Here is a 23,539-nt window from a genome sequence, read left to right on the forward strand (position 1 = left end):
ACCCCCCGTGTTTCCGGTTTCGAGCGAGATTCTGCGGTATGCCCGGGGTCTTGCCGCAAGGCCCCCTGTGCGCTATATGTTGAGAGTGGCAAGGAGACCGTGACCTCCTTGCCTTTTTTGTTTTCCCTGCATCCTTCCCTCAGCCTCTTCCTGCCCCCTTCCACCCCCTTTTGCCGTTTGTTGTGGCTGTACAACTACTCGGACGCGCCCGACCAGCGCTTCGGGCCGCACGCCGCGACGTACTACCACGGCGGGGAACTCCCGGGGTTCAACTCCTTCATCGGCCACGACCCGGAGAACCGGGTCACGCTGGTGGTCTGGACGAACCTGACGGTGTCCCCGGACGGCCGGACCACCGCGAACGCCCTACTGCCCACCGTGCTGAACCGGGTGTACCCCGGGCTGGACCTGCCCACCGGGACCGGCCAGGCGTCCCTTGCGGATCGTGTCCGGCGGCCGGAACGCATGATCATCGGCGGGCCGGTGTGGCCTAGCCTGCCCCCATGGTCTTCAAACGTCTGCTGAGCAAGGGCGGCATACCGCTCGATGTGAACACGATCGTCCGGAACGAAACGGCCCGCCCGGGCGAACTGCTCACCGGTGAAGTGGTGTTGCGCGCCCCGGACCGAGCCGTGAAGGTGAACGACATCCACCTGACGCTCATCTACAACCCGCCCCAGGTCCGCAAGGGCGGTGGCGAGGGCATGAAGGGCGACACGATCGGCCACCCCTACCCGAAGCAGCACTCCTTCGCCCTCGCCAAGGGCGAGGAGCGCCGGGTGCCCTTCGAGCACCGGCTCCGGTGGGAGACCCCGGTGTCCGAGACCCGCGGCCGGAAGCTCGCCGGCACCGTCCTGGGCCTGACCACCGGTGTCGAGATCGAAGGGGACAAGGCCCAGCGGGACTACGACCCGGTGCACATCACCACGCTGCCGCTGCACGAGGCGGTCCTCGACGGCTTCGGCGCCGCCGGGTACGGCTGCGACCTGACCGCGGTCCACAAGTCGCCCGTCCCCGACGTCGAACAGCACCTCTACCTCCGGCAGGTCTTCCTGCTCGACGGCCCGCGACCGCTGGAGCTGACCTTCCACACCAACGCGGTCGGCAGCGAGATCTTCCTGCGCGAGGCGGACCGGCGGCACACCTCCTGGCAGGACAAGCCGCCGGCGCTGCGCTTCGTCGCCGCCCACCACGAGGTCGGACGCGTTGCCTTCACCGAGGAGGTACGGCGCTGGATCAGCGGTCTCGACGCCCTGGGACAGGGGCACGGCCAGGGCCTCTGAGGGGAGCGGCGCCGCCGCCGGTCACCGGGCCCGGCCGGTCACGGGTCGGCCGGTCCCCGTCACCGGTCACCGGTCCTCCGTCACCAGTCCGGGCGGTCCAGGACCTCCACGACCGCGCAGGCCAGGGAGATGCTGCCGCCGTTGGCCATCATCAGGATGTGGTCGCCCGGGGAGACGGCACCGGTCTCCATGAGGTGGGACAGGCCCAGCACCTGGTCGGTGGAGGTGAGGTGGCCGTGGGCGCGCCCGAGGTCGAGCAGGCCGCGCTCGGGCGGTATGCCCAGCGGCCGGAGCAGGCTCGCCAGGTAGCGGGGGTGGCCGGTGAAGACGTGGGTGACCCGGGTGATGTCCCCGGGGCCGACACCGGCCTCCTCCATGACCTGCCGGGCCAGCGCCGTACGCGCCCGGACCAGGTCGCGGGTGACGGCCTGGAGGAGTCCGCCGTCGGGGTCGTGGCGGGCGACGTAGGAGGCCATCCGGCTGCCGAGGACGGCCTGGTTGCCGAGGAGGATGGGCGGCGGGTACATGGCCTCGTCGCCGCGGTAGAGGTGTTCCCAGGAGGAGAGGGAGGTCAGGGCCAGCGCGCGGACGCGCAGCGGGCCGCCCTCGGTGGACACGACCACTGCGCCTCCGGCGTCGCCGAGGATGGAGCCGCGGCCGGAGCCCCAGCCGTCGGCGTAGTTCCAGCGGTCGACGAGAGGGGTGCCGAAGTTGTCGGAGGCGGTGATCAGGGCCGCGTGCGCGGTGGGGTCCGTGGTCAGCTGGCCGTGGGCGAGGCGGATCCCGTCGAGTACGGCCGTGCAGCCCTGGTGGAGGCCGATGGCGGGGGCGGTGCCGCCGGTCACCCGGTCCTGGACGTAGTGCGCGGGGAACCAGCCGTCGGGTCCCTGGTGCCAGACGCCGGAGTGCAGGACCAGGGCGATCTCGTCGCTGCCCAGGCCCGAGCGTTTGAGGGCGTCGACGCCGGCTTCGGCGGCGAGTTCGGGCGCCGACAGGCCGCCGGCGACGGCCACGCTGGTCCATCCCTCGGCCTCGGCCCGGCCGGCGTCGTACCAGCCCCGCCGGACCGCCTCGGCGACCGGGAACAGCTCCGGGACGCGGGCGGCGACCCCGGCGATGTACAGGTTGTCCGTCCTCACGAGGTGGCCCCCAGACCGATCAGCAGGTAGCAGGTGAAGGCGGTCGGCAGGTAGCCGACCGTGGCGCGCAGCGGCCAGCGCGCCGCCCCGCCCCGGGTGAAGCTCCAGGCCGCCCGGGCGACGACCACGGCCGGCAGGAGCACCAGCCAGCCCCAGGCGCCGTGCCCCGCCGTCCCCGCCGACCAGGGGCGCAGCACGGCCAGGGACACCGCCGTGGAGGCGGCGGCGAAGCCCACCGCCAGGGCGGTGGTGGTCCGCAGGCCGAACACGTGCACGTAGGTGCGTTCGCGTGCGGCGGGGTCCCGGACCAGCTTGCGGGCCAGCTCGTGGTGGGTGGCCGCGAGCAGGAGGACGGCGAGGACCGGCAGGGCGCGGCGGCCGGCGGAGAGGCCGGTGTCGTGGAGGAAGACCGCGTACAGGTAGAGGTTGAGCACGATCTGGATCGGGGAGCTGAGCAGCACGCTGAGCACCACCGCGTCGCCGGGCGGCCAGCCGGACCGCAGTTCGGCGCCCACCAGGGCGGCGGTGTACGCGAACTGGGCGGCGAGCAGCAGCTGCGCGGGCCGGTTGCCGCTGTTGAGCAGCAGCAGGCCGGCGGCGCCGACGGCCATCAGGACGACCAGGTCCCGGGGCCGGACCGCACCGCGCGCCAGCGGGCGGCCGGGGTTGTGCACGCGGTCGTACGGCAGGTCGCGGAGGTCGTCGGCGGCCCGCAGCAGGAGCAGGTCCACGACGACGGTGACGGCGGCGACGGCGGTGCCCCAGCCGGGCCTCCAGTCGTGGGCGCGGGGGTCCGTGGCGGCGTACAGGCCGGTGGCGCCCACGGCCCAGGCGGCGGCGAACACGGCGGCGAGCGGCAGCGGGTAGCTGCCCCGCACGAAGAGGGCGAGACGGCGGATCATTCGGGCCGCTCCCCGGTCCCCAGTGCCCAGCGGACCGGGAGCCGCCAGACGCCATTGATGAACATGGTGCGGCGCCAGTCCAACTCGTCCTCGGTGGCGGCGAGTTCCAGGACGGGGAAGCGGCGGAGCAGGGCGGCGATGCCGATCCGCAGTTCGGCTCGGGCGAGTTCGGCGCCCGGGCAGAGGTGGCGGCCGTGGCCGAAGGCGAGGTGGCCGCCGGCGTCGGGCCGGTCCGGGTCGAAGGCGTCGGGGTCGGCGAACCGTGCCGGATCGCGGTTCGCGGCGTCGGTGAGCGGTACGACGACCTGGCCGGCCCGTACGGGGCAGCCGCCCAGCACGGTGTCCTCGGTGACCAGGTGGGGGGCGCCGCCGGTGTTGTTGAGCGAGGTCCAGCGGAGCATCTCCTCGACGGCGGCGGGGATCAGGGCGGGGTCGGCGCGCAGCCGGGCGGTCAGGGCGGGGTGCCGGAGCAGCAGCAGGACGCACATGGCGAAGGAGTTGCCGGTGGTCTCGTAGCCGGCCATGAGCATGCCGGAGGCGAGGGCCACCGCTTCCTTCGGGGCGAGGTGGCGGTCGGGGTCCTCGGGGGGCTGGGTGACCAGGGCGGTGAGCACGTCGGTGGTGGGGGCGGTGACTGGGACTGGGGCGGGGGCGGCGGGATCGGCGCCGTCCGTGCCGGTCCGGGCGTCGGCGGGGCGGCGCGCCTCGACGGCGCGGTGCTCCTCGGCAGCGCGGCGCTTTTCGGCGATCAGGCCGGTGAAGTAGTCGTTCATCCGGGCCTGGGCCGCGGCGGCCTCCTCGGGGGTGTGGCCTGTCGTGGACATCAGGACGTCCACCTCGCGGCGCAGCCGGTCGGCGTCGGCGAAGGGGACGCCGAGCACCTCGCAGATCACCCGCATCGCGAAGGGCACGGTGTAGCCGCCCACCAGGTCCGCGGTGCCATGGTCGGCGCCTGCGGTCAGCCCGTCCAGCAGCTCGTCGGCCAGCTGCTCCAGGCGGGGCAGCAGCCGGCGGACCCGGCGGGCGGTGAACGCCGGCTGGACGGCCCGGCGACGGCGGGTGTGGTGGGGTGCGTCGGCGGTGACCAGCGGGAGCGAGTCGGCGTCCCGGGCGAGCAGCGGCCGGGCGAGGGCCGCGTACCCGGCCCGGCTGAAGCGGTCGTCGCCGAGCACGGCGGTGACGTCCTCGTGCCGGGTGATCAGCAGGGCCGGGCGGCCGCTCGTCAGCTGGACCGGGTACGGCGCGCCCGTGGCCAGCAGGTCCCGGTAGCGGGACGGGGGGCGGACGTCGGCTTCGACGGGGAAGGGGAAACGTGCCGGGGTTGCCGGGTCAGTCATCGGTCTCCACCGCCTCGTCGTTCTCCGGCGCCCCGCCGGGCTGCTCCGCCGTGTCCGCCGGTCCAGGGGGTTCCGGGAGGAGTCGGACCGTGCCCGCCGTGCCGTCGATCTCGATCCAGGCACCGTCGGGGACGGCCTTGGTGGCGTCGGGGACGGCGACGACGGTCGGGACGCCGAGCAGGCGTCCGGTGATCGCGGTGTGCGAGAGCAGGGTGCCGCGTTCGACCACCATCCCCTTCGCGGACATCATCAGGAACAGCCAGCCGGGGTCGGTCTCCCGGGCGATCAGGATGCGGTCCCCGGCGAGGTCCGGGTCGGTGCCGGGGTCGAGGACCACCTTGGCGCGGCCCCGCACCACCCCGCCGCTGGAGCCGATGCCGCGCAGCACCCGGCCGCGGGAGTCGTCGCCGTCGCGTACGGGAACGGCGTACGGCAGTGCCCGTGCGAGCGGGAGTCCGCCGGGCACGCCCAGCAGGGAGGGGCGCTGCTCGGTGCCGGCCCAGCGCAGGCGGTCGGCGCGGCGGAGGGCGGCCAGGGCGCGCAGGTCGGGGACGGTGCCGGTGCCGTCGAAGGCGCCGATGACCTCCTCGACGGTCAGGTCGGTCACGTCCAGTGCGTCGTCGAGCACGCCGGTGCGGGCGAGTTCGGCGCCCAGCCGCCACATCACCTCGCGGGACATCCCGAAGAGCTGGGTGCGGCAGAAGCGGGTGTCCTCGCGGACCCGGGCCAGGTCCCGGGCGAGTGCCGCGTGGGCCAGCAGCACGCCCCGGCGCAGCCGGCCGGGGCAGGCCGTGCGCAGGCGCTCGCGGGCGCGTTCGGCGGCGGCCCGCTCCTCGGCTCGGTTGGCCTCGACGGTGGTGCCCTGGCGGACCAGCGGGCGGATCAGCGGGACGACGGTCCAGGGGCGCTGACGGGGTGTGGGCTCCTCCAGCTTCAGGTCGTGCAGGGCGCGGTCGCCGTAGCGGGCGACGTAGTCCCGGGCGGCGTCGGCGACGGCGGTGCCGTAGCGGCCGGCGGTCAGGTCGGCCCACACCTGCTGCGGGTCCTCGTGGTCGAGGACGGCGCGGCGCAGTTCGGGGACGGTGCCTGCGAGTTCGGCCAGCTCCATGGCGGCGCGTACGGCCTGCAGGGACCGGTTCTCCCTGCCGCCGACCAGGAGCGACACGAAGACCTGCGGGCCGAGGCCGGTCCAGCGGCGCAGCAGCGCGGTCCCGGAGCGGAGCACGAGCAGCGCGATCAGCCCGTTGACCAGGGTGATGCCCCACTGCCGGCCGGCGCGTTCCCAGACGCGCCGGTAGAGCGCGATCAGTTCCTCGGGGGTGCCGGCGGCGGTCACGGCGTCGATCCCCTCGGTCTCCCGGTCCCACCAGCGGAGGAAGCCCCTGACCTGCCACGGGTGGGCGGCGGTGCGCCAGATCAGCCGGGGCACCGAGGCGGCGACCCGGAGCGGCGAGTGGCGGCGGGTGCCGCGGGCCGGGCCGGTGATGCCCATGGAGGCTTCCCACTGCCGGCGGACGAGTTCGAACATCGGCATCCGGCCGTGGAGTTCGTGCCAGTCGTCGAGCCGGTAGTAGACCTGGCCCTCCAGGTAGCCGACCATCCGGTCGAGGCGGTGCGCGTTCTCCCGGAGCCGCCGTGCGGACACGCCCATGCGGCGGTAGAGGTCGCCGAAGGAGCGGCGGTAGAACTCGCGGGACTGGGAGTAGGTGAGGGCCCCCGAGGTTCCGGGGAAGCTCTCGGTGATGTTGTGGTTGCCCCAGTACACGGTGGATGTGTCCGGGTGCGCGTCCGCGCTCGCTTCTGCGCCGGCTTCTGCGTGCGCGTCCGCGTCCGTCTCCGTGTCCCGGCCGGGGCCGGGGGCCGGGGCGGTCACCAGCGGCCTGGCCTGGACCAGGTGGACGGTGCCGTCGGGGGTGATGGTGCCCTCGATGTCCTGGGGGACGCCGAAGAGTTCCTCGACCCGGGCGGCCAGGCCGGCGACCGCTCGGGCCTCGTCGTCGTCCAGCACCGGTGGGGCGGCGAGTTCCGCGGGCACGGGCAGCAGCACCGGCGCGCCCGAGGCGACGCCTTCCGGCAGGCCCATCGAGCGGCGCTTGTGGACGGTCTGCGCGGTGACGCGGCCGGTGGCGGGGTCGTGGAAGAAGTGGTCGATGTCGGCCTTCTCCTGGACGACGCCCTCGCCGATGCCGTGCGCGGCGGCGATCAGGTGCCGGTGCGAACCGTCGCGGGGGTCCCGGGTGAAGGCGACGAAGGAGCGGGTGCCGGGCACCATGCGCTGGATGCCGACGGCGACGCGCGCGGCCGTCGGGTCGAGGCCGCGGAAGCGGCGGTAGTGCACGGCCTGCGGGTTGAAGGCGGAGGCCCAGCAGCGGACGACGGCGTCGGTGAGACCGTCCCGGTCGACGTAGAGGAAGCTGTCGCTCATCCCGGCGAAGGGGTCGACGGCGCTGTCCTCCCCGATGGCGGTGGCGGTCGCGGTCGCGGTGGCGGTGTCGGCCTCGGGTCCGGTGGCGCCGTCCGGGGCGTTCGCGGTGTCCGGGTCGTTCGCGGCCGCGGGGACCACGCAGGCCCGTACGGCGACCAGGCCGTCCGCGCCCACCAGGGCGGTGAACTCCTGCCGGAGCCGTGCCGCGAGGGACTCGGGGACTCCGGACCCGGTGAGGGCACTGTGGGCGGCCGCGCACCAGTCCTCGGCCCCGGTCCCGTCCGCGGCGCCCTGCGGCAGTGGCGGCAGCAGCGGCCGTACGGCGTCCAGGGCCCGGTCGAAGGCGGTGGCGGGCAGGCAGAAGAACTCGGGGACGGGGAAGCCGGCCCGGCGCAGCACTTCCTGGCGGGCGAACTTGTTGCCCACCTGCGCGGGGTCGGTGAGGGCGTCCGCGTCCCCGGCCCGGGACTTGGCCGGTGCCCCGGTCGTGCCGGTGGCGGTCGCCGTGCCGGTGGCGGTCAGGAGGTCAGTCATCGAGCCCACCGCCCCAGGCGCCGTCCCAGCCGTCCAGGTGCAGCACGCTCTCCACGGGGCGGCGCGGAGCCGGCCGGAAGCCGTCCCCCAGGACGTGCGCGGTCGGGATCAGGGCACCCTGGCGCACGTCCTCCGGCAGACCGAGGAGGGCGGCGACCTCCTGCTCGGCGTCCAGGTGCGCGGTGGTCCAGGCGGTGCCCAGGCCGCGGGCGCGGGCGGCGAGCATGTAGCTCCAGGCGGCCGGGAGCAGGGATCCCCACAGTCCGGCCTGGCTGCCCTCGGGCAGCCCCTTGCCGGACAGCCGCAGGCACGGGATCACCAGCACCGGGATCTCGTGCAGCCGGTCGGCGAGGTGCCGGCCGCTGGCCATCATGCGGGCGTGGGCGCCCTGTTCGGGGGTGGCGGGAGGGGGACCGGCGGGGAGGTCGGCCGGCGGGTTGCGGGCTTCGAAGGCGCGGCGGTAGACGGCCGCGATCCGGCACCGCAGCTCCGGGTCGGCGACGACCAGCCAGTGCCAGCGCTGGGTGTTGCCGCCATTGGGCGCCTGCTGGGCGATCTCCACGCACTCCTTGACGAGGGCGAGGTCGAGCGGGCGGGACGGGTCCAGCCGCCGGCGCACCGAGCGGGTGGTGGTGAGCAGCTCGTCGGGCGAGAGGACCTCGGGGGAAGGCACCCCGGCCGGGGAAGGCGCTTCGGGGAGGAGCGGTTCGGGGGCAAGCGCGTCGGGGGAAAGCGCGTCGGGGAAGAGCACCTGCTGTGGCTCCGTCGGATCGGCGTTCACTGTCACGTTCGCTGTCGCTGTCACGTTCGCTGTCGCGCTGGCGCCGGCGGTCACGTTCGCGGTCACCAGACCCCCGGGACGAGGCGGGCGTGGTCGGCCGCGTAGGAGGGGTAGCCGGGGATGTCCATCAGCATCTGCTCCTCGGTGCGGATCCTGAACGTGATGGCGGCGGCGAGCAGCACCAGCAGCAGCACGCTCAGCGGGTTGAGGAAGTAGGCGACGAACCCGACGTGTGCCAGGAGCATGCCGGCGTAGGCCGGGTGCCGGATGAAGCGGTAGAGGCCGTAGGTGACGATCCGGTGGTCCTGCTGACGCATCACGTGGTGCGAGTAGAACCGGCCGAGCGTGTGGATGGCGACCTGGCGCAGCACGACTCCGCCGACGAAGACCAGGGCGGGCACGAGCAGTGCCCAGGACCAGTCGTGCCAGGGCAGCGGGCCCAGTACGGCGGCAGAGGCGGTCGCGATCCGGGCGGTCGCGTAGAGCAGCAGCGTCGCCGACTCGCTGGGCGGGGCCGTCGACGAACGGAAGGTGACGGGGATCTCGACCGCCAGCCAGCCCAGGTAGCAGGCGGCGAGCAGGGCGGCGACCAGGTGGACGGGATCGCCGGCGTCCCGCAGGTGGACGGCCGTGCCGGTGCCGACGGCGGCGACCGCGCACAGGAAGAGCAGGCGGGGTGCCCGGACGGTCCAGGAGGACCGGCCGCGTACGGTGGAGTGCTTCGCGGCGCTCACTGGGCGGCCCTCCGCTGCAGGTAGCGGGTGCGGCTGAGGGTGTGGACGGCGATCTCGATCCGGCCGAGCCGCTCACCGGTCACGGCGTGCAGCAGGGCCAGCGGGTAGGGGGCGCGGGCGCCGCGCGCGGGGGCGAACTCCCAGCGCAGTGCCAGCGGGACGGATGTGGGCAGGTCCGTCGGTACGTCGGCCTCCAGGGTGAGCCACAGCATCTGGGCGTCCGGATCGCGGCCGTGCGCGGCGTGCCCGAGCAGGGTGGCCATCTGGCGGGCCGACTCGATCAGTGCGGCGGGGGTGTGCAGGCCCTCCGGACCTCCGTGCAGCCGGTGGCCCGGGGGCGGGACCAGTACGGCGGCCTGCTCGCTGCGCAGCGACGGGCCGAGCAGGACGTTCTCGGGGTGGTGACGGTGCACCAGGGCGGCGTCGGCGGGGCGGGCGTGGTCGGCCGGGGGCTGCCCGGTGGGATGCGGGGTGGGGTACAGGACGGGGGCGGCACCGTGCTCGGGGGCGAACGCGGTGGCGGGGGCGGGGCCGGTGCCGGTGCCGCCGGGGGTGGCGGCGGTGGCGGTGGCGGGGCCGACGGTGGGGGTGGTGGCTGCCGTGGGGGTGCTGGCAGCGGTGGCGGTCCGGGCGAGGCTCACGGCTGCCCGGCAGACGGTGTGGTCCTCCTGTTCGGCACTCATCAGCCAGGCCGGTCCCTGCTCGTCGGGGGCCGGCTCGCTGTGCAGCAGCACCGGCTCGCCCAGCTCGCAGATCCGGTCGAAGGCCAGCGAGATGCGGAGCCGGTTCAGGCCCGCGTCCGCGTGGCGCCGTACGTCCACGCGGAGCACGTCGAGCAGTGCGGTGACGAGCAGCATGCCGGGTATGTGGTCGAGCGGGTGGTCGAAGAAGCAGGGGTCGGTCCGGTCCACGTGCAGCGGGACGATCGTCCCCGCCGCCCCGGACGCCGACGGGGCACGGACATCCGACGTGGCGTCGGCCGCACACCAGCCACTGCGCGCCCGAGATGTCTCACTTTGCGCTAAAGACGTCATGAGGGTCGACGGTAGCTACCGGCGGGTTGCGCCTTCAAGGGAGGCCGGGGAATTCGTGCATCCCACACATATGGCAGGGAGAAATGCACCCGCGGCGCGGGGCCCGTCCGGTGCCGGGGTGCAATCGGCGTCAGGGCACGTCCGGGGACGGATCGGGGTGCGGCCGGGGTCAGGTTGCGGCCGGGGTCAGGTTGCGGCCGGGCTGCCGCCCGGGGTGAAGGTCACCGGGAGGTTCAGGGGGCCACGCAGCCCGCCCGGGCGCCAGTGGATCTCCTCGGGCCGTACGGCCAGGGCGAGCCCGGGGAGGCGGCGCAGGGCCGTGCCGATGGCGATCCGGCCCTCCAGCCGGGCCAGCGGGGCGCCCAGGCAGTAGTGGATGCCGTGCCCGAACGCCAGGTGGGCGTTGTCCTGCCGGGTGATGTCCAGGCGGTCGGGGTCGGGGAACCGTGCCGGGTCGCGGTCGGCGATGGCCGAGGCGATAAGCACGGTCGCGCCGCGCGGGACGGTCACTCCCGCGATCTCGACGTCCTCGCGTGCGAACCGGGCGATGCCGGGGCTGACCGGGCCGTCGTGGCGGAGGAGCTCCTCGATGGCACCGGGCAGCAGCTCCGGGTCCTCGCGCAGCCGGTCGAGCTGGTCGGGGTGGGCGAGCAGGGTGGCGATGCCGCCGCCGATCAGGTTGACGGTGGTGATGTAGCCGGCGGCCAGCAGCAGGAACACCATGGCGATCAGCTCGTCCTCGGTGAGCTGCTGCTCCTCGTCCCGGGCGGTGATCAGAGCGCTGAGCAGGTCGTCGCCGGGGGCGGACCGCTTGTCCCGGATGAGCCCGGTGATGTACGCGCGCATGTGCTGCCACGCCTCGTCGACCACCTCGGGGTCCACCGGCGCCTCGCCGCGGGTGATCATGCGGTCGGTCCAGCGCTGGAAGTCGAGCCGGTCGTCCACCGGAACGCCGAGCAGTTCGCTGATCACCGTGACCGGGAGCGGCAGGGCGAAGTCCGCGACGAGGTCGGCGCGGCCGTCCCGGACGATCCCGTCCAGCAGCCGGTCGGTCAGGGCCTGGATCCGGGGCCGCATCGCGGCCACCCGGCGGGCGGTGAACGCCTTGGAGACCAGGCGGCGCAGTCGGGTGTGGTCGGGCGGGTCGCTGCGGAGCATGTTGCTCAGGATCGACTCCCGCTCCGTTTCGGGCAGTTGGCGCAGGAGCCGGGTGTCGGTGGCATCGCGTACGTCGCTGCTGAGGCGGGTGTCGGACAGCGCCTCCAGGGCGTCGTCGTAGCGGGTGACGAGCCACGCCTCCAGGCCGCCCGCGATCACGGCGCGGCGCACGGGGCCGTCCTCGCGCAGTTGCCGGTAGAGCGGGAACGGGTCGGCCACGAAGGCCGGGTCGGCGTAGGGAAGAAGGACGGGCCGCTCGCTCACGATGCCTCCCGGATCAGGTCGTCCGCGCCGTGCAGAGCGAGGGTATAGGGACGGGGGCCCATTGATCCGCTTTTCGGGCGCGAACGGCCGGTTCGTGCGGGTGGTGGAAGCCGCCGGGCCGGCGTGCGGGCCGGGCCGCCCGTTCATGACCGGTGCAAGGAACGGTCAGTGCCGAGCACGACAACTGCTTACCGATCCGTGCACGCCAACTGCACGACCCCTGCACAACTCGAACATACGGTTGTGGGCGCTGGGCGACAGGCGGGGGAAAGCCTGTGGCCCGCGAGCACCGCGCGTACCGTTCCATCGATGCCCCGGGGGCCGGGGGTATCGGCCCGTGACCGGCCCGTGGGCAGCCACGCGGGCGATCCCGCACCCCCGCAGCCGCACCGCACCCGCGCATCCCTCATCCCTCATTCGCGCTTCCCGCGTCCCGCGTCCCGCATCCGCACCCGCTCCTCGCCGTCGCCGTCGCCGTCGCCGTCGCCGTCGCCGTCGGAGGTTGCCGGGCGGAGGCGCGGACAGGCGGACGGGAAGCCTCCCGACATTCATCACCTTCCACGGCGTCGTCCTCACCGACCCGCCGGTTCGACGCGTGCCGAGACCCAGCCGAGAGCGAGCCGTCTCGAACGCCACCACAGAGAAGGACGGCCATCAGTCATGAAGTCATATCCACCGTTCATAGCGGGGCAGGCGGAGCCGTGCACCAAGTGGATCCACGTGCTCCGGGCCAGTGCCCTCCTCGACGACGCGTTCGGCGCGCTCACCCTGAAGCGGCAGCTCGACCGGGGCGCCGAGGCGGAGCCCGGTGACGACCGTCTCGCCGGCCGGGTCGGCCTCGCTTCACCGGAGCAGTCGGCCGCCGCGCTGGCCGCGGCCCGGAAGGCACAGCCGGAGTGGGCTCGGGTGCCGCTCAAGGAGCGTCTCGCCTTCGGTGCCGCCGTCAACGCCAGGTTCCGCGAGTACGCCGACGCGTTCGTGGAGATGCTGATCGCCGAGGGGCACCCGCGCCGGCTGGCCCAGTGGGAGGTGGCCGGCGTGATCCAGGGCTCCAGCCCGGAGAGCCTGGCGGCCACCGCCGAGATGATGCTGCGCGTCGAGCAGCTCGACCAGCGGGAGACCCGGCTGGTGCGCAAGCCCGACGGCGTGGTGTGCGTGAGCCCTCCGCAGAACGCCGCCGCATCGAACTCCCTGCTGGGGCTGCCCGCCCTGATCGCCGGCAACGCCCTGGTGGTCAAGGCTCCGCGGAGCGGGCCGCTGGGCACGGCCTGGGCCTGGCAGGAGCTCGTGGCCCCGGTGCTGGAGGAGTTCGGCGCGCCCAGCGGGGTGCTCAGCGTGGTGTGCGGGGCGCCCCGCGCGCTGCTGGACCAGTGGCTGGCCAGCCCGGACGTGGACGACATCATGTTCTTCGGCTCGTCCGAGCGCGGCCTGGAGCTGGAGCGCGAATGCGTGGCCCGCGGCAAGAAGCCGGTGCTGGAGCTGGCGGGCAACGACGGGGTGCTCGTCTGGCGCGACGCCGAGATCGAGCTCGCCGCACAGGCGGTCGCCGAGTGCTTCTACGGCTCCGCGCAGATCTGCATGGTGCCCAAGTACGCGATCGTCCACCCCGCGGTGGCGGACGAGTTCCTGGCGGCCCTGGGCGAGGTGGTCGCGCAGATCCGTCCGGGCCGGCCGGAGGAGGAGCACGCGCTGCTGGCCCCGGTCGTCAAGACCGAGGGGTTCTTCACCGTGCTGGAGGCGGCCCTGCAGGGCGGTGCCGAACTGGTGCGCGGCGGGCAGCGGCTGGACTTCGACGGGACCCCCTCGTCCTCGGGGGTCTTCCTGGAACCCACCCTGCTGCGGGTGGACGGTCTGGAGAAGGCGGCCGGGCTGGACGCCGTCCGGGAGGAGTCCTTCTTCCCCATGCTCCCGGTCGTCGTCCCCGAGCAGGCCGGTGACGCGGAGCTGCTGGAGCAGGCGCTGCGCTTCATGGACTCCAACGCCTACGGACTGCGCAACTCCCTGTGGGCGCGCGACCCGGAGGTCGTCGACGCCTTCTGCGACGGCATGCGCAACGGCGGACTGCTCAAGGTCAACGACAGCCACCTGGGCTTCGTCGGCGGTCTGCCGACCCACGGCGGCACCGGCCGCACGGGCGGCGCGTTCGGCGAGTGCAACTTCCCGATGCTGCGCACCAGCCACCTGCAGGGCATCAGCATCGCCGGAGGCGTGACCCCGCGCAGCCGGGTGTTCGACAGCGCCCTGCCGCCCGCCGCCCGCCGGAGCACCGAGGAGAGCCATGTTCCTGCAGAGTGACCGCGCGGTGCTCGACGAGCTGCTGCCCGGACTGGACCAGGAGCTCGCCAAGCGTTCGCTGGACGAGCTGGAGGCGCCCGGCAACGAGGGACTGCAGCTCTTCAAGGAGGCCGGCGGGACGGGACTGCTGATCCCGACCGAGCACGGCGGACTGGGGGCCAGCGCCCGCGCCTCGGTGCAGTGCACCCGCGCGCTGGGCACCCGCTCGCCCTCGCTGGCCGTGGCCGCCACGATGCACAACTTCTCGGTGGCCAGCCTCGTGGAGGTGGCCCATCACAGCGACGGCTTCGAGTGGATGCTGCTGGACGCCATCGCCAACGACCGGCTGCTGCTGTCCAGCGCGTTCGCCGAGGGCCGGAGCGGCCAGGGCGTGCTCTCGCCCAAGATGACGGCGCGGCGCCAGGGCGCGGAGTGGGTCGTCAACGGGCGCAAGAAGCCGTGCAGTCTGTCCCGGTCGATGGACCTGATCACCGCCAGCGTGGCGCTCCACGACGGGGACGCCGAACCGCAGCTCGGTTTCGTGCTCGTCCCGGCGAAGACCGCGGGGATCCGCGTGGTGCCGTTCTGGAACAGTGCCGTGCTGACCGGTGCCGAGAGCGACGAGGTCATCCTGGAGGACGTCGTCATCAGCGACGAGCTCGTCGTACGGCCCGACCTGGATCCGGACTCCCACCTCGACAACGTGCAGACGGTCGGGCTGATCTGGTTCTCGCTGCTGGTCGGCGCGAGCTACCTGGGGGTCGCGGGTGCGCTGGCGGAACGGCTGCGGGAGAGCGGCCGTGACGACCGTACGTGCACCACGGCGCTGCTGGACCTGGAGGGCGCGGGACTGGCGCTGGACCGGGTGGCGTGGGGGCTCGACACGGGCGAGGACGACAATCACGCCGTGGCCCGGGCGCTGACGGCCCGCTACACCGCGCAGGACGCCGCCCGGCGGGTGGCCGACGCGTGCGTGGAGGCGCTCGGCGGCATCGGTTTCGTGTCGTCGCCCGATGTCGCGTACCTCGTCGGCGCCACCCATGCGGCGCAGTTCCACCCCCCGTCCCGGCGTTCGGCCCTGTCGGCCTTCAGCGCCTACTTCGACGGCGAGCCGCTGCGCGTCGACTAGGCCGCGCCCGGCAGCACCGACCCCCTCGCTCCGCACCGTTCGACAGGGAAGGCAGTATGACCATCACCGAGGAGCTCACCGGGCCCGGCCCGCTGACGCTGGCCCGCCGTCACCTGAGCAGCTCCCGCGCCGCGCTGGGAGAGATGTTCGGCGGGCATCTGGAGGAGAGTTCGCACGGCGCGATCGTGACCACCCACGACGGGCAGCGGTTCCTGAACTGCGCCGGGTACGGGGTGTTCATCCTGGGCGCCACCCACCCGCACGTGGTGGAGTCCGTGGTCGACCAGATCAGGAGGCACCCCGTCTCCACCCGGATCCTGGTGGACACCGCCGCGCCGGCGGCGGCGGAGGCACTGGTCCGGGTGGCCCCGGAGGGCCTGACGAAGGTCCACTTCGTCGGGTCGGGCGCCGAGGCGACCGAGTGCGCGATCAAGCTGGCCCGCGCCCACGGCAAGCGGCGGCTGGTGACCACCGTCAACGGCTACCACGGCAAGACGCTCGGGGCGCTCAGCGTCACCGCGCGCCGGCTGTACCAGGAGCCGTTCGAGCCGCTGCTCCCGGACGTGGTCGAGGTTCCGTACGGTGACGCCGAGGCCCTCGAGCGGGCTCTGGCCGGGCAGCCCCCGTCCTGCTTCATCGTCGAGCCGGTCCAGGGCGAGGGGGGCGTCGTCATCCCTCCGCCGGACTACCTCGCGGAGGTGTCCAGGATCTGCGCCGAGCACGACTGCTTCCTGGTCTTCGACGAGATCCTCACCGGCATGGCACGGCTGGGGCGCTGGTGGGGCTCGCAGGCCACCCCGGTGCGCTGCGACGCGATGCTCGTGGGGAAGGGCCTGTCCGGCGGTGTCGCGCCGGTTGCTGCGGTGCTGGCGACCGAGAAGGCGTACAAGCCGTTCGACAAGGACCCCTTCATCCACACCTCCACCTTCGCCGGTGCGCCGATCGCGATGGCCGCGGCCCGGGCCGCCGTGGAGGCCATCGAGGCCGAGGACGTCGTGGCCCGTTCGGCCTCGCTCGGGGCGCACCTGCTGGCGGAACTGACCGACAGTGTCGGCCGCCACTGTCCGCACCTGGTCACGGAGGTGCGGGGGCAGGGCATGCTGATCGGCCTGGAGATGAACGACCCCGGTCTGGCCGGTGAGGTGATGCTGGAGCTGATCAGCGCCAACGTCGTGGTCAACCACTCGCTGAACAACTCCAGGGTGCTGCGTCTGACACCGCCCGCCGTGATGGACGAGGACGAGGTCCGCTGGCTGCTGAAGGCGTTCGACGACGCGCTGGCCATCGTCGGGCAGCGGTTCCCGCTCGCGGGCTGAGCCATCGCCCAGCCGATACCCGGGCCGGCGCGCGCCGGCCGAAGCCCTTCGAAGCCCTTCGGACCCCCTTCGAAATCCTTCGAAGCGGACTGAACAGGAGAGGCCCTTCATGCAGAAGGTCATCATCAAGGCAGTGATACAGGACCGGCTCCCGCAGGACGTGTTCAAGACCGTCAGCGCCTTCGAGCGGTACCCGGAACTGGTGGACACCGTCAAGGACGTCCGGGTGCACGACGGAGCCACCGGTACCGAGACCGTCAGCGACTGGCAGGTCTACTTCCGCAACGGGATCCTGAGCTGGACCGAGCGGGACGTCTTCGACCACGAGGCGCTGACGATCGTCTTCGATCAGGAGGAGGGCGACTTCGACGTGTTCCGCGGCACGTGGGCGATGTCCGCGTGCGACGAGGGCACGTCACTGTCCTTCGACGCCGAGTTCGACTTCGGTGTGCCCAGCCTGGCCAGCATCATCGACCCGGTGGCCGTGCGGGTGCTGACGGAGGCGATGGAGACGATCCTGCTCGGTCTCTTCGACGGGCGGGCGTCCTTCCGGCACGCCTCGTCGCTCGACCGGTCCGGAACGCTCGCGGTCTCGGGCAGCTGAGGCGGGCGGCCGCCGCCGGTCCGGGTCCGGGCTGAGGTCCGGACCCCCTCGACGGGCGCGGGCACCGCGCGGCGTTCGACTCATCCCCTTCCCTGAGTCGTCGATGCCCCCGCGCGGCTGCCCGCGTCCCCTTCCCGTTCCGGTTCGTGTTCCTGCCGTCCCGGCGCCGCTGTGTCCTTCGCCGACAGGGTGCCGGGGGTGCAGGCGCCGCTCGGGCGGAACGGTTCGGTGAGCTGGGCGAGATAGGCGGTGGGGTAGGAGGGTTTGGCGGCCATGCCGAGGTCGTCGCTGGAGAACCGGCGGGCGGGTTCGAAGGAGTAGGTGCCCAGCATCCGGTCCCACACCAGGGTGAACAGCCCGAAGTTGACGTCCCCCACACCGGCCCACTTCAGGTGGTGGAACCGGTGACCCTCGTTCAGGGCGAGCACGTGCTTGAGGGGGCCGACCCGGTAGTCGACGTTGGAGTGCTGCAGGAGCAGCTGGACCGCGGCGGCGAGGGCGAGGGCTGCCGCCACGCCCACCGGCATGCCGAGCAGCAGCAGCGGGCCCACGCCGGCGCTGAGTTCCACGGTCTGGTGCACGGGGTGCTTCATCAGTCCGTTGAAGCCGTACATGCGCCGCACGGAATGGTGCACCGCGTGGAACCGCCACAGCAGGCCGACCCGGTGGCTCGCCAGGTGGACGAGCGTCATGCCGAGGTCGGCGACCAGGATCGCGGCGAGCACCTGGAGGAGGAAGGGCCAGTGGTGCGGCCACACCCCGGCGAACGGCACCACGGCGGCCAGCAGCGGGATCGCCGTGACGCTGACCAGGATCAGCACCTCGTTGACCATCGCGTGGGCGGAGTCGCGGCTGCGGTCGTCGATGGGCTCGTTCCACCGGGGCTCGTAGGGCACCAGGCGTTCCGCGGCGAACGACGCCGTGATGGCGAGCAGCAGCAGTGCGAGCAGCCATGCTCTGGGGGCGCCCGCCGCGGCGAGGGCGATGCCCGTTCCGTTGATGCCGATCAGCAGGAACGGGGCGTAGACGTAGCGTACGAGTTCCTTGACCATACGGCCGAGCATGCACCCGGGCGCGCGCCCCGCACTTGAACGGATCCGCTGCCGGTGCGTCGCCGTTCGGGTCTTCGCGCCGGCGTTCGGATCATTGCTCCGGCGTTCGGGTCATCGCTCCGGCGTTCAGCCCTTGCGGGTCAGCGGCTGCGCGGCGAAGCTCACCCCGGCGAGGCCGTGGGCGATGAGGTTGCGGATGTTGCCGTGATCGGTACCGTCCGGCGTCGCCAGCACGCTGCGGTAGTGCTCGCCGAAGGCCAGCAGCGCCTCCTGGTCGGTCAGCCCTTCCAGCACGGCCAGTCCCAGCGTCTTGCAGGAGCCTTCGTTCTCACCCGCGGCGTTCTCCGCGTCCCCGTTGCGGAACGCCTGCGGCTGGTACGCGTAGTGCTCGGCGACGAAGGCCAGGGTGGCGGCGAACTCGTGCTCACCGGACGCGAGGCTCGCCCGCAGCGTGTTCAGATCGGTCATGTCGGCTCCCCTGGTTCGGACGGATGGGTCGGGCACGTGGGTCGGACAGACGATCCGGTTGCCGTCCGTGACCGGATGACCATACCCCGCTCCGGACCGGCCGGAAGGAATCGTCCACACGTCGGAACGGGCGGCATCTCCGCAGGTCGTGCAGGGGCGGCCGACGGTCGGCGGCGTTGTCAGTGGGGGGCGGGATGATGACTGCATGACCGAAAACAGTGCCCTGCTCTCCCCCGCCGCCTACGTGGAGGCCGTGACCACGGCCGTGGCGGCGTCGGCCGCGTACTACGGCGACGGGACCACCCCGCTCGGCGACGACGAGTACGACGGGCTGCTGCGCGCCATCGCGGCCTACGAGGAGGCCCACCCGGACGAGGTGCTCGCCGAGTCGCCGACCGGGAAGGTGGCGGGCGGTGCCGTGCAGGGGGATGTGCCGCACTCGGTGCCGATGCTCTCCCTGGACAACGTCTTCGACGCGGACGGGCTCGCCGAGTGGGCGGCCGGGCTGGAACGGCGTCTGGGGCACCCGGTGGCCGGGTGGTGCGTGGAGCCGAAGCTCGACGGCCTCGCGGTGGCCGCCCGGTACCGGGGCGGCCGGCTCGCTGCGCTCCTCACCCGCGGCGACGGCCTGGCCGGCGAGGACATCACGCACGCCGCCGACGCCGTCCTCGGCCTGCCCCCGGTGCTCACCGAGCCGATCGACGTGGAGCTGCGCGGCGAGGTGCTGCTGACGACCGCGCAGTTCGAGGAGGCCAACCGGATCCGGCTCGTGCACGAGGCCACGCCCTTCGCGCACCCGCGCAGCGGGGCGGCCGGCACCCTGCGGGCCAAGGACCGCCCGTACCGGATCGAGTTGACCTTCTTCGCCTACGGCGCGATCGGCCTGGACGACCTCGGCCACGTCGCCCTGCTGGAGAGGCTGGCCGCCCTGGGCGCGCACACGGCCGCCGGCACGGCCGCCGCCCCGGTGCGGTGCGAGACCATGGAGCAGGTGCAGGAACGCATCGACGTGATCGCCGGCCTGCGCGGAGACCTGCCGTTCGGGATCGACGGTGTCGTCGTCAAGGCCGACACCGCCGAGGACCAGCGGCAGGCGGGAAACGGCTCGCGCGCCCCGAGATGGGCGGTGGCCCGGAAACTGGCGGCCGAACACAAGGTGACCCGCCTGCTGGCGGTGGAGTGGAACGTCGGCCGGACCGGGATCATCGCCCCGCGCGCCGTCCTGGAGCCCGTGGTCATCGACGGGGTGACGGTCACCTACGCCACGCTGCACAATCCGTCCGACATCACCCGGCGCGGGCTCATGATCGGCGACCGGGTGTTCGTGTACCGGGCCGGCGACGTGATCCCCCGGGTCGAGGCACCGCTGGCCGACCAGCGCACCGGCGCCGAGAGCCCGGTCGTCTTCCCCGGGGCGTGCCCCCGCTGCGGAGACGCGATCGACACCTCCGAGCAGCGGTGGCGGTGCGTGCGCGGCCGGAGCTGTCAGGCCGTGGCCTCGGTGATCTACGCGGCCGGCCGGGACCAGCTCGACATCGAGGGTCTCGGCGGCACGCGTGCGGTCCAGCTGGTGGAGGCCGGTCTGGTCAAGGACATCGCCGACCTGTTCACCCTCACCCGCGAGCAGCTCCTCGGCCTGGAGCGGATGGGTGAGACCAGCGCCGGGAACCTCCTGGCCGCGATCGAGACGGCCCGCGGGGCCGCGCTGAACCGTGTGTTCTGCGCGCTCGGTGTGCGCGGCACCGGACGTACGATGTCCCGCCGGATCGCCGCGCACTTCGGCTCGATGGACGCGATCCGGGCCGCCGACGCGGACACGCTGGCCGGGGTCGACGGCATCGGCACCGAGAAGGCCCGTGTCATCGCGGCCGAACTCGTCGAACTCGCCCCGCTGCTCGACAGGCTCCGGGACCAGCAGGTCGGCACACAGGTCACCGAGCCGCAGAGGCCCGCGACGACCGCTGCGGCCGACCCGGCCGACGCGACCGAGGGCGGGGACTCGGCGGCGGGCGGCCCGCTGGCCGGACAGGCCGTCGTGGTGACCGGCTCCATGACCGGCCCCCTCGCGGCGTTGTCCCGGAACGAGATGAACGAGCTGATCGAGCGGGCCGGCGGAAAGGCATCGTCGTCGGTGTCCAAGCGCACCACCCTCCTGGTGGCGGGCGAGAAGGCCGGCTCCAAGCGCGCCAAGGCGGAGGAACTGGGCATCCGCATCCTCGGCCCCGAGGAGTTCGCCGACCTCGTCGCCGCCCTCCTCCCCACCGCCGCCCTTCAGTAGCGGCTCCGGTAGGCCCGTCCCCCGCCGGTCGCGGTTCCCGCAGCCAGGTGCGGGTTCCGAAGAAGCCGTCCGGGCTCGCGTCGCACCCGAACACCGGGCCGGGATGGCGGCTGCCGGCACCACGGCGGGGGCGGAGGAGGCGGGGTCAGCAGGTCATGGACCAGGTGTGGGAGTCTCCGTTGTCGTTGGCGGCGGCGTTGTGGTTGACCTCCTGGCCGGGGGTGAGGCAGATGGTCATGTGGCCTCCCTGGTTCGCGCTGGAGTAGACCTGCACGTGGTCCTTGATGCCCGGGCCGGAGATGCCGTGGTTGGCCCAGGAGGAGTCCTCGTCGGCGATCCAGCTCTCCCACCAGCCGTCGTCGCCGGACCAGTTGGCGCGCTGGCCCTGGTAGTCGGTGTGCTCCCAGGCGCAGAACTCGCCGCTGGGGCAGTCGGCGGCGCCGGCCGGGGCGGCCGAGGCGAGACCGCCGGTGAGGGCGAGGAATGCCGCGGCGGCGGTGAGGAGCTTGCTCTTCTTGAGCGGGTTCATGACGGGGCGTGGCCTTTCCGGTGGGGGGTGGGGGGTTCGGCCGGCAGGGCGGCGGCGCGGTGCACCGCGCGGTCGCGCAGCCGGTCGTAGGTGGCGATTTCCTCGCGGTGCGCGGCGCGGACCTCGGCGAGCCGGGCGGGCTCCAGCCGGGTGCGGAGTTGCTCCAGGCCGCTCGCGTCGGCGCAGCGGGTGTCCCGGTCGGCACAGGCCGCGCGGCGGGCGAGCGCGGCCCGGTAGGCGGGGTCCTGGCGGAGCCCGGCCTGGGCCTCGGGGCGCAGGTTGTTGACGGTGACCTCGGCGCGGAACCAGCGCTCCTGGTCGCCGTAGAGGTAGCGGTGCGCCTCGGCCAGACAGCCGTCGGTGTGCGTGCGGACGGTGTATCCGGTGGTGAGGGTGACGGAGAGCTCGGCGGGGCCGGTGCCGAAGAGGACGTCCTCGCGCGGCGGCGGCCCGGCGGCGTGCCGGGCGGTCATGCAGCGGTCCACCAGGACTTGCTGGGCGGCCTTGATCATGTCGGAGCGGCCGCGTTCGGAGGTGGGGAGCGACGGGGGCCGCGGAGCGGCCGCGCAGCCGGAGGCGAGGAAGACGGCGAGCAGGGCCGCAGGTGCGGCGGCGGCCGCCGCCCTCGCCCGCGTCGTCCTCCGCTCCGTCGCCCGCCCCGGGGCGGCACTGGTCCCCACGCCGGGTGAAACGATCAAGGGGGGCCGAGGTCACGGGGGTGGGAGCGGTGGTGTACGAAGGCGGGTGTGAGGGATCAGAGCCGTGCAGCCACCGTCCGCGTGTTCATAGCGCTGGCGCCGCCCGACGATGCCAAGGAGGAGCTGGAGCGGGCGCTGGGGTTCGCGTACGAGGCGTACCCGCGCATGCGGTGGAACCGGATCGAGGACTGGCACGTCACGCTGGCGTTCCTCGGCGAGCTGCCGGCCGGGGTCGTGCCGGCGCTGCGGGCACCGCTGGCGGAGCTCGCAGCGGCGCGCGGGCCGCTGGAGCTGGCGCTGTGCGGCGGCGGGCAGTTCGACGAGCGGGTGCTGTGGACCGGGATCGAGGGGGACCTCGACGGTCTGCACCGGCTCGCCACGGACGTGCGGGCACTGGTCCGGGAGTGCGGCGTCGAGTTCGAGGAACGGCCCCTGCGGCCGCATCTGACGCTGGCCCGGGCCCGCCGCGGCGATTCCACCAGTGTGGTGGAGGCCGCGGCGGGGCTCGCCGGGTTCACCGGCCGCCGGTGGCGGGCGGAGCGCCTGCACCTGGTGGGCAGTGATTTCGGGCGCGGACCGGGTCCGATCCGCTACCGCGACATCGTGTCCTGGGGGTTCAGCGGGGCCGCAGGATGACCCGGTCGCCCTCGGGGGCGGCCTCCGTGCCGCCGGCCGGGAGCGCGGTGACGCGGTGGAAGTGGGTGGTGCCGGTCCGGGGCGCGTCCCGCTGTCGACGGGAAGCAGCCCATAGTTTTTAAAACCGTCCCAGCGGTTTTAGATGCTCGATGGTGAGGCTAGAGAGCCACCGACTCCGATTCCGCTTCGGTGTTCGCCGGGGCCGCGGTGTGCGCCGCGTCCGCCATCCCGATCTCGGCGGCGACCCGGGCGCCCCGGTCCGCGGCCATGTCCAGCCGGGCGAGCACCGCGGGCGTGGCGATGCTCGGGTAGATGTGCTGGTAGACGCCCGCGATCCGGTACTCCAGGTCGGCGCGGTCGCTCAGGGTCTGCGAGTACACCTGCGCGCCGGTCCAACAGGCCGACAGCACCCAGGCCGTCTCGGCCGGGTCCACGTGCGGCAGCAGCTCGCCCTGGGCCTTCGCCTCGACCAGCAGCCGGGTGGCGATCTCGATCCAGCCCGGGATGGAGCCGCCGCCGAAGATGTCCCTTATCTCCGGGCCCAGGGAGAGCCGGGCACCGGCGCTGAGGAGCGGCTCCCGCTTCATGCGGTGGGCCAGCAGCAGGCCGGCGTCGACGAGTTCCTGCAGCTTGCTGTCGCGGGGCGGCACGCCACCCTCGGCGAACTGCTCGTCCAGGACACCCTGGGCGAGCATCTGCTTGGAGGAGAAGTGGAAGTAGAGCGCACCCTTGGTGACACCGGCGCGGGCGAGGATCTCGGCGATGGTCGCCGCCTCGTATCCGCGCTCGTCGAAGACCTCCGCGGCCGCTTCCAGGATGGCGCGGCGGGTCCGCTCCGCGCGTTCTTGCTTGGCCACGGTGCCTCCGCTTGGGGGTGGGATCCGGCAGGAAGACCCCTACCGGATCACCGACCGTCTTCAAAAATCAACCAGGAGGTCCGTATTTTATCAGGGCGCTGGCTTGG

The 23,539-nt window shown here is 73.3% G+C and carries 22 protein-coding genes; 8 read left to right on the forward strand and 14 right to left on the reverse strand.

Going from position 1 to position 23,539, the window contains the following annotated elements; genetic code table 11:
* Positions 1 to 177: 177 nt before the first annotated feature.
* Entirely contained in the window at positions 178 to 525 is a 348-nt protein-coding gene (locus AB0O36_RS30070; RefSeq protein WP_365115625.1) for a hypothetical protein, read from the forward strand.
* Positions 504 to 1,283, forward strand: a complete 780-nt coding sequence (locus AB0O36_RS30075) for a sporulation protein (protein ID WP_365115627.1) — start codon at positions 504 to 506, stop codon at positions 1,281 to 1,283. Before AB0O36_RS30070 ends, AB0O36_RS30075 begins: the two co-directional genes overlap by 22 nt.
* An 80-nt stretch (positions 1,284 to 1,363) precedes the next feature.
* Here the strand turns inward: AB0O36_RS30075 and AB0O36_RS30080 are convergent, their stop codons facing one another.
* The 9 genes from AB0O36_RS30080 to AB0O36_RS30120 all read right to left on the reverse strand — a co-directional run bounded on the left by AB0O36_RS30080 (position 1,364) and on the right by AB0O36_RS30120 (position 12,139).
* Positions 1,364 to 2,422 carry a ketoacyl-ACP synthase III family protein gene (locus tag AB0O36_RS30080; protein ID WP_365115628.1) on the reverse strand — a complete coding sequence of 353 codons (1,059 nt, stop codon included), beginning with the start codon at positions 2,420 to 2,422 and terminating at the stop codon, positions 1,364 to 1,366.
* Positions 2,419 to 3,324 (reverse strand): hypothetical protein, encoded by a 906-nt coding sequence (locus tag AB0O36_RS30085; protein WP_365115629.1) that lies wholly within the window; start codon positions 3,322 to 3,324, stop codon positions 2,419 to 2,421. The genes AB0O36_RS30080 and AB0O36_RS30085 overlap by 4 nt, the downstream gene beginning before the upstream one ends.
* Entirely contained in the window at positions 3,321 to 4,661 is a 1,341-nt protein-coding gene (locus tag AB0O36_RS30090) for a cytochrome P450 (RefSeq protein ID WP_365115631.1), read from the reverse strand. Before AB0O36_RS30090 ends, AB0O36_RS30085 begins: the two co-directional genes overlap by 4 nt.
* Positions 4,654 to 7,620 (reverse strand): PEP/pyruvate-binding domain-containing protein, encoded by a 2,967-nt coding sequence (locus AB0O36_RS30095; RefSeq protein WP_365115632.1) that lies wholly within the window; start codon positions 7,618 to 7,620, stop codon positions 4,654 to 4,656. The genes AB0O36_RS30090 and AB0O36_RS30095 overlap by 8 nt, the downstream gene beginning before the upstream one ends.
* Positions 7,613 to 8,407: a nitroreductase family protein gene (locus tag AB0O36_RS30100; RefSeq protein ID WP_365115634.1), complete on the reverse strand. Its 795-nt coding sequence runs from the start codon at positions 8,405 to 8,407 to the stop codon at positions 7,613 to 7,615. Before AB0O36_RS30100 ends, AB0O36_RS30095 begins: the two co-directional genes overlap by 8 nt.
* 56 nt (positions 8,408 to 8,463) lie before the next feature.
* Positions 8,464 to 9,135 (reverse strand): isoprenylcysteine carboxylmethyltransferase family protein, encoded by a 672-nt coding sequence (locus tag AB0O36_RS30105; protein ID WP_365115636.1) that lies wholly within the window; start codon positions 9,133 to 9,135, stop codon positions 8,464 to 8,466.
* On the reverse strand, positions 9,132 to 10,169 hold the full coding sequence (locus tag AB0O36_RS30110) for an AfsA-related hotdog domain-containing protein (protein ID WP_365115638.1): 1,038 nt from the start codon (positions 10,167 to 10,169) through the stop codon (positions 9,132 to 9,134). The genes AB0O36_RS30105 and AB0O36_RS30110 overlap by 4 nt, the downstream gene beginning before the upstream one ends.
* 186 nt (positions 10,170 to 10,355) lie before the next feature.
* Positions 10,356 to 11,591 (reverse strand): cytochrome P450, encoded by a 1,236-nt coding sequence (locus tag AB0O36_RS30115; protein WP_365115639.1) that lies wholly within the window; start codon positions 11,589 to 11,591, stop codon positions 10,356 to 10,358.
* A gap of 413 nt (positions 11,592 to 12,004) precedes the next feature.
* Positions 12,005 to 12,139 carry a hypothetical protein gene (locus AB0O36_RS30120; RefSeq protein ID WP_365115641.1) on the reverse strand — a complete coding sequence of 45 codons (135 nt, stop codon included), beginning with the start codon at positions 12,137 to 12,139 and terminating at the stop codon, positions 12,005 to 12,007.
* A gap of 112 nt (positions 12,140 to 12,251) precedes the next feature.
* On the opposite strand from AB0O36_RS30120, the gene AB0O36_RS30125 reads away from it, so the two are divergent.
* The 4 genes from AB0O36_RS30125 to AB0O36_RS30140 all read left to right on the forward strand — a co-directional run bounded on the left by AB0O36_RS30125 (position 12,252) and on the right by AB0O36_RS30140 (position 16,914).
* The gene (locus AB0O36_RS30125) at positions 12,252 to 13,886 is read left to right on the forward strand and encodes an aldehyde dehydrogenase family protein (RefSeq protein WP_365115643.1); all 1,635 of its coding nucleotides are present in this window, start codon (positions 12,252 to 12,254) and stop codon (positions 13,884 to 13,886) included.
* Positions 13,870 to 14,994 carry an acyl-CoA dehydrogenase family protein gene (locus AB0O36_RS30130; RefSeq protein WP_365115644.1) on the forward strand — a complete coding sequence of 375 codons (1,125 nt, stop codon included), beginning with the start codon at positions 13,870 to 13,872 and terminating at the stop codon, positions 14,992 to 14,994. The genes AB0O36_RS30125 and AB0O36_RS30130 overlap by 17 nt, the downstream gene beginning before the upstream one ends.
* A 56-nt stretch (positions 14,995 to 15,050) precedes the next feature.
* A complete protein-coding gene (locus AB0O36_RS30135; RefSeq protein ID WP_365115645.1) occupies positions 15,051 to 16,310 on the forward strand; it encodes an aminotransferase class III-fold pyridoxal phosphate-dependent enzyme in 1,260 nt (419 codons plus the stop codon).
* 109 nt (positions 16,311 to 16,419) lie between these two features.
* Positions 16,420 to 16,914: an SRPBCC family protein gene (locus AB0O36_RS30140; protein WP_365115647.1), complete on the forward strand. Its 495-nt coding sequence runs from the start codon at positions 16,420 to 16,422 to the stop codon at positions 16,912 to 16,914.
* 80 nt (positions 16,915 to 16,994) lie between these two features.
* On the opposite strand, the gene AB0O36_RS30145 is transcribed toward AB0O36_RS30140, so the two are convergent.
* Complete coding sequence (locus AB0O36_RS30145) at positions 16,995 to 17,966, reverse strand: sterol desaturase family protein (protein ID WP_365115648.1); 972 nt, start codon at positions 17,964 to 17,966, stop codon at positions 16,995 to 16,997.
* A gap of 126 nt (positions 17,967 to 18,092) precedes the next feature.
* Entirely contained in the window at positions 18,093 to 18,434 is a 342-nt protein-coding gene (locus tag AB0O36_RS30150) for a HopJ type III effector protein (protein WP_365115650.1), read from the reverse strand.
* 205 nt (positions 18,435 to 18,639) lie between these two features.
* Between AB0O36_RS30150 and ligA the strand changes: the two genes are divergently transcribed.
* Entirely contained in the window at positions 18,640 to 20,712 is a 2,073-nt protein-coding gene (gene ligA, locus AB0O36_RS30155; protein WP_365115651.1) for an NAD-dependent DNA ligase LigA, read from the forward strand.
* Between the two features lie 145 nt (positions 20,713 to 20,857).
* On the opposite strand, the gene AB0O36_RS30160 is transcribed toward ligA, so the two are convergent.
* Positions 20,858 to 21,241, reverse strand: a complete 384-nt coding sequence (locus AB0O36_RS30160; protein ID WP_365115653.1) for a peptidase inhibitor family I36 protein — start codon at positions 21,239 to 21,241, stop codon at positions 20,858 to 20,860.
* Positions 21,238 to 21,921 (reverse strand): hypothetical protein, encoded by a 684-nt coding sequence (locus AB0O36_RS30165; RefSeq protein ID WP_365115654.1) that lies wholly within the window; start codon positions 21,919 to 21,921, stop codon positions 21,238 to 21,240. Before AB0O36_RS30165 ends, AB0O36_RS30160 begins: the two co-directional genes overlap by 4 nt.
* Before the next feature lie 66 nt (positions 21,922 to 21,987).
* Between AB0O36_RS30165 and thpR the strand changes: the two genes are divergently transcribed.
* A complete protein-coding gene (gene thpR, locus AB0O36_RS30170) occupies positions 21,988 to 22,575 on the forward strand; it encodes an RNA 2',3'-cyclic phosphodiesterase (protein ID WP_365115655.1) in 588 nt (195 codons plus the stop codon).
* Positions 22,576 to 22,733: 158 nt separating this feature from the next.
* Here the strand turns inward: thpR and AB0O36_RS30175 are convergent, their stop codons facing one another.
* Positions 22,734 to 23,432, reverse strand: coding sequence for a ScbR family autoregulator-binding transcription factor (locus AB0O36_RS30175; RefSeq protein WP_365115657.1), 699 nt, complete (start codon positions 23,430 to 23,432; stop codon positions 22,734 to 22,736).
* Between the last annotated feature and the right edge of the window lie 107 nt (positions 23,433 to 23,539).

This window comes from Streptomyces sp. NPDC089799, from assembly GCF_040684755.1.
Lineage (GTDB): Bacteria > Actinomycetota > Actinomycetes > Streptomycetales > Streptomycetaceae > Streptomyces.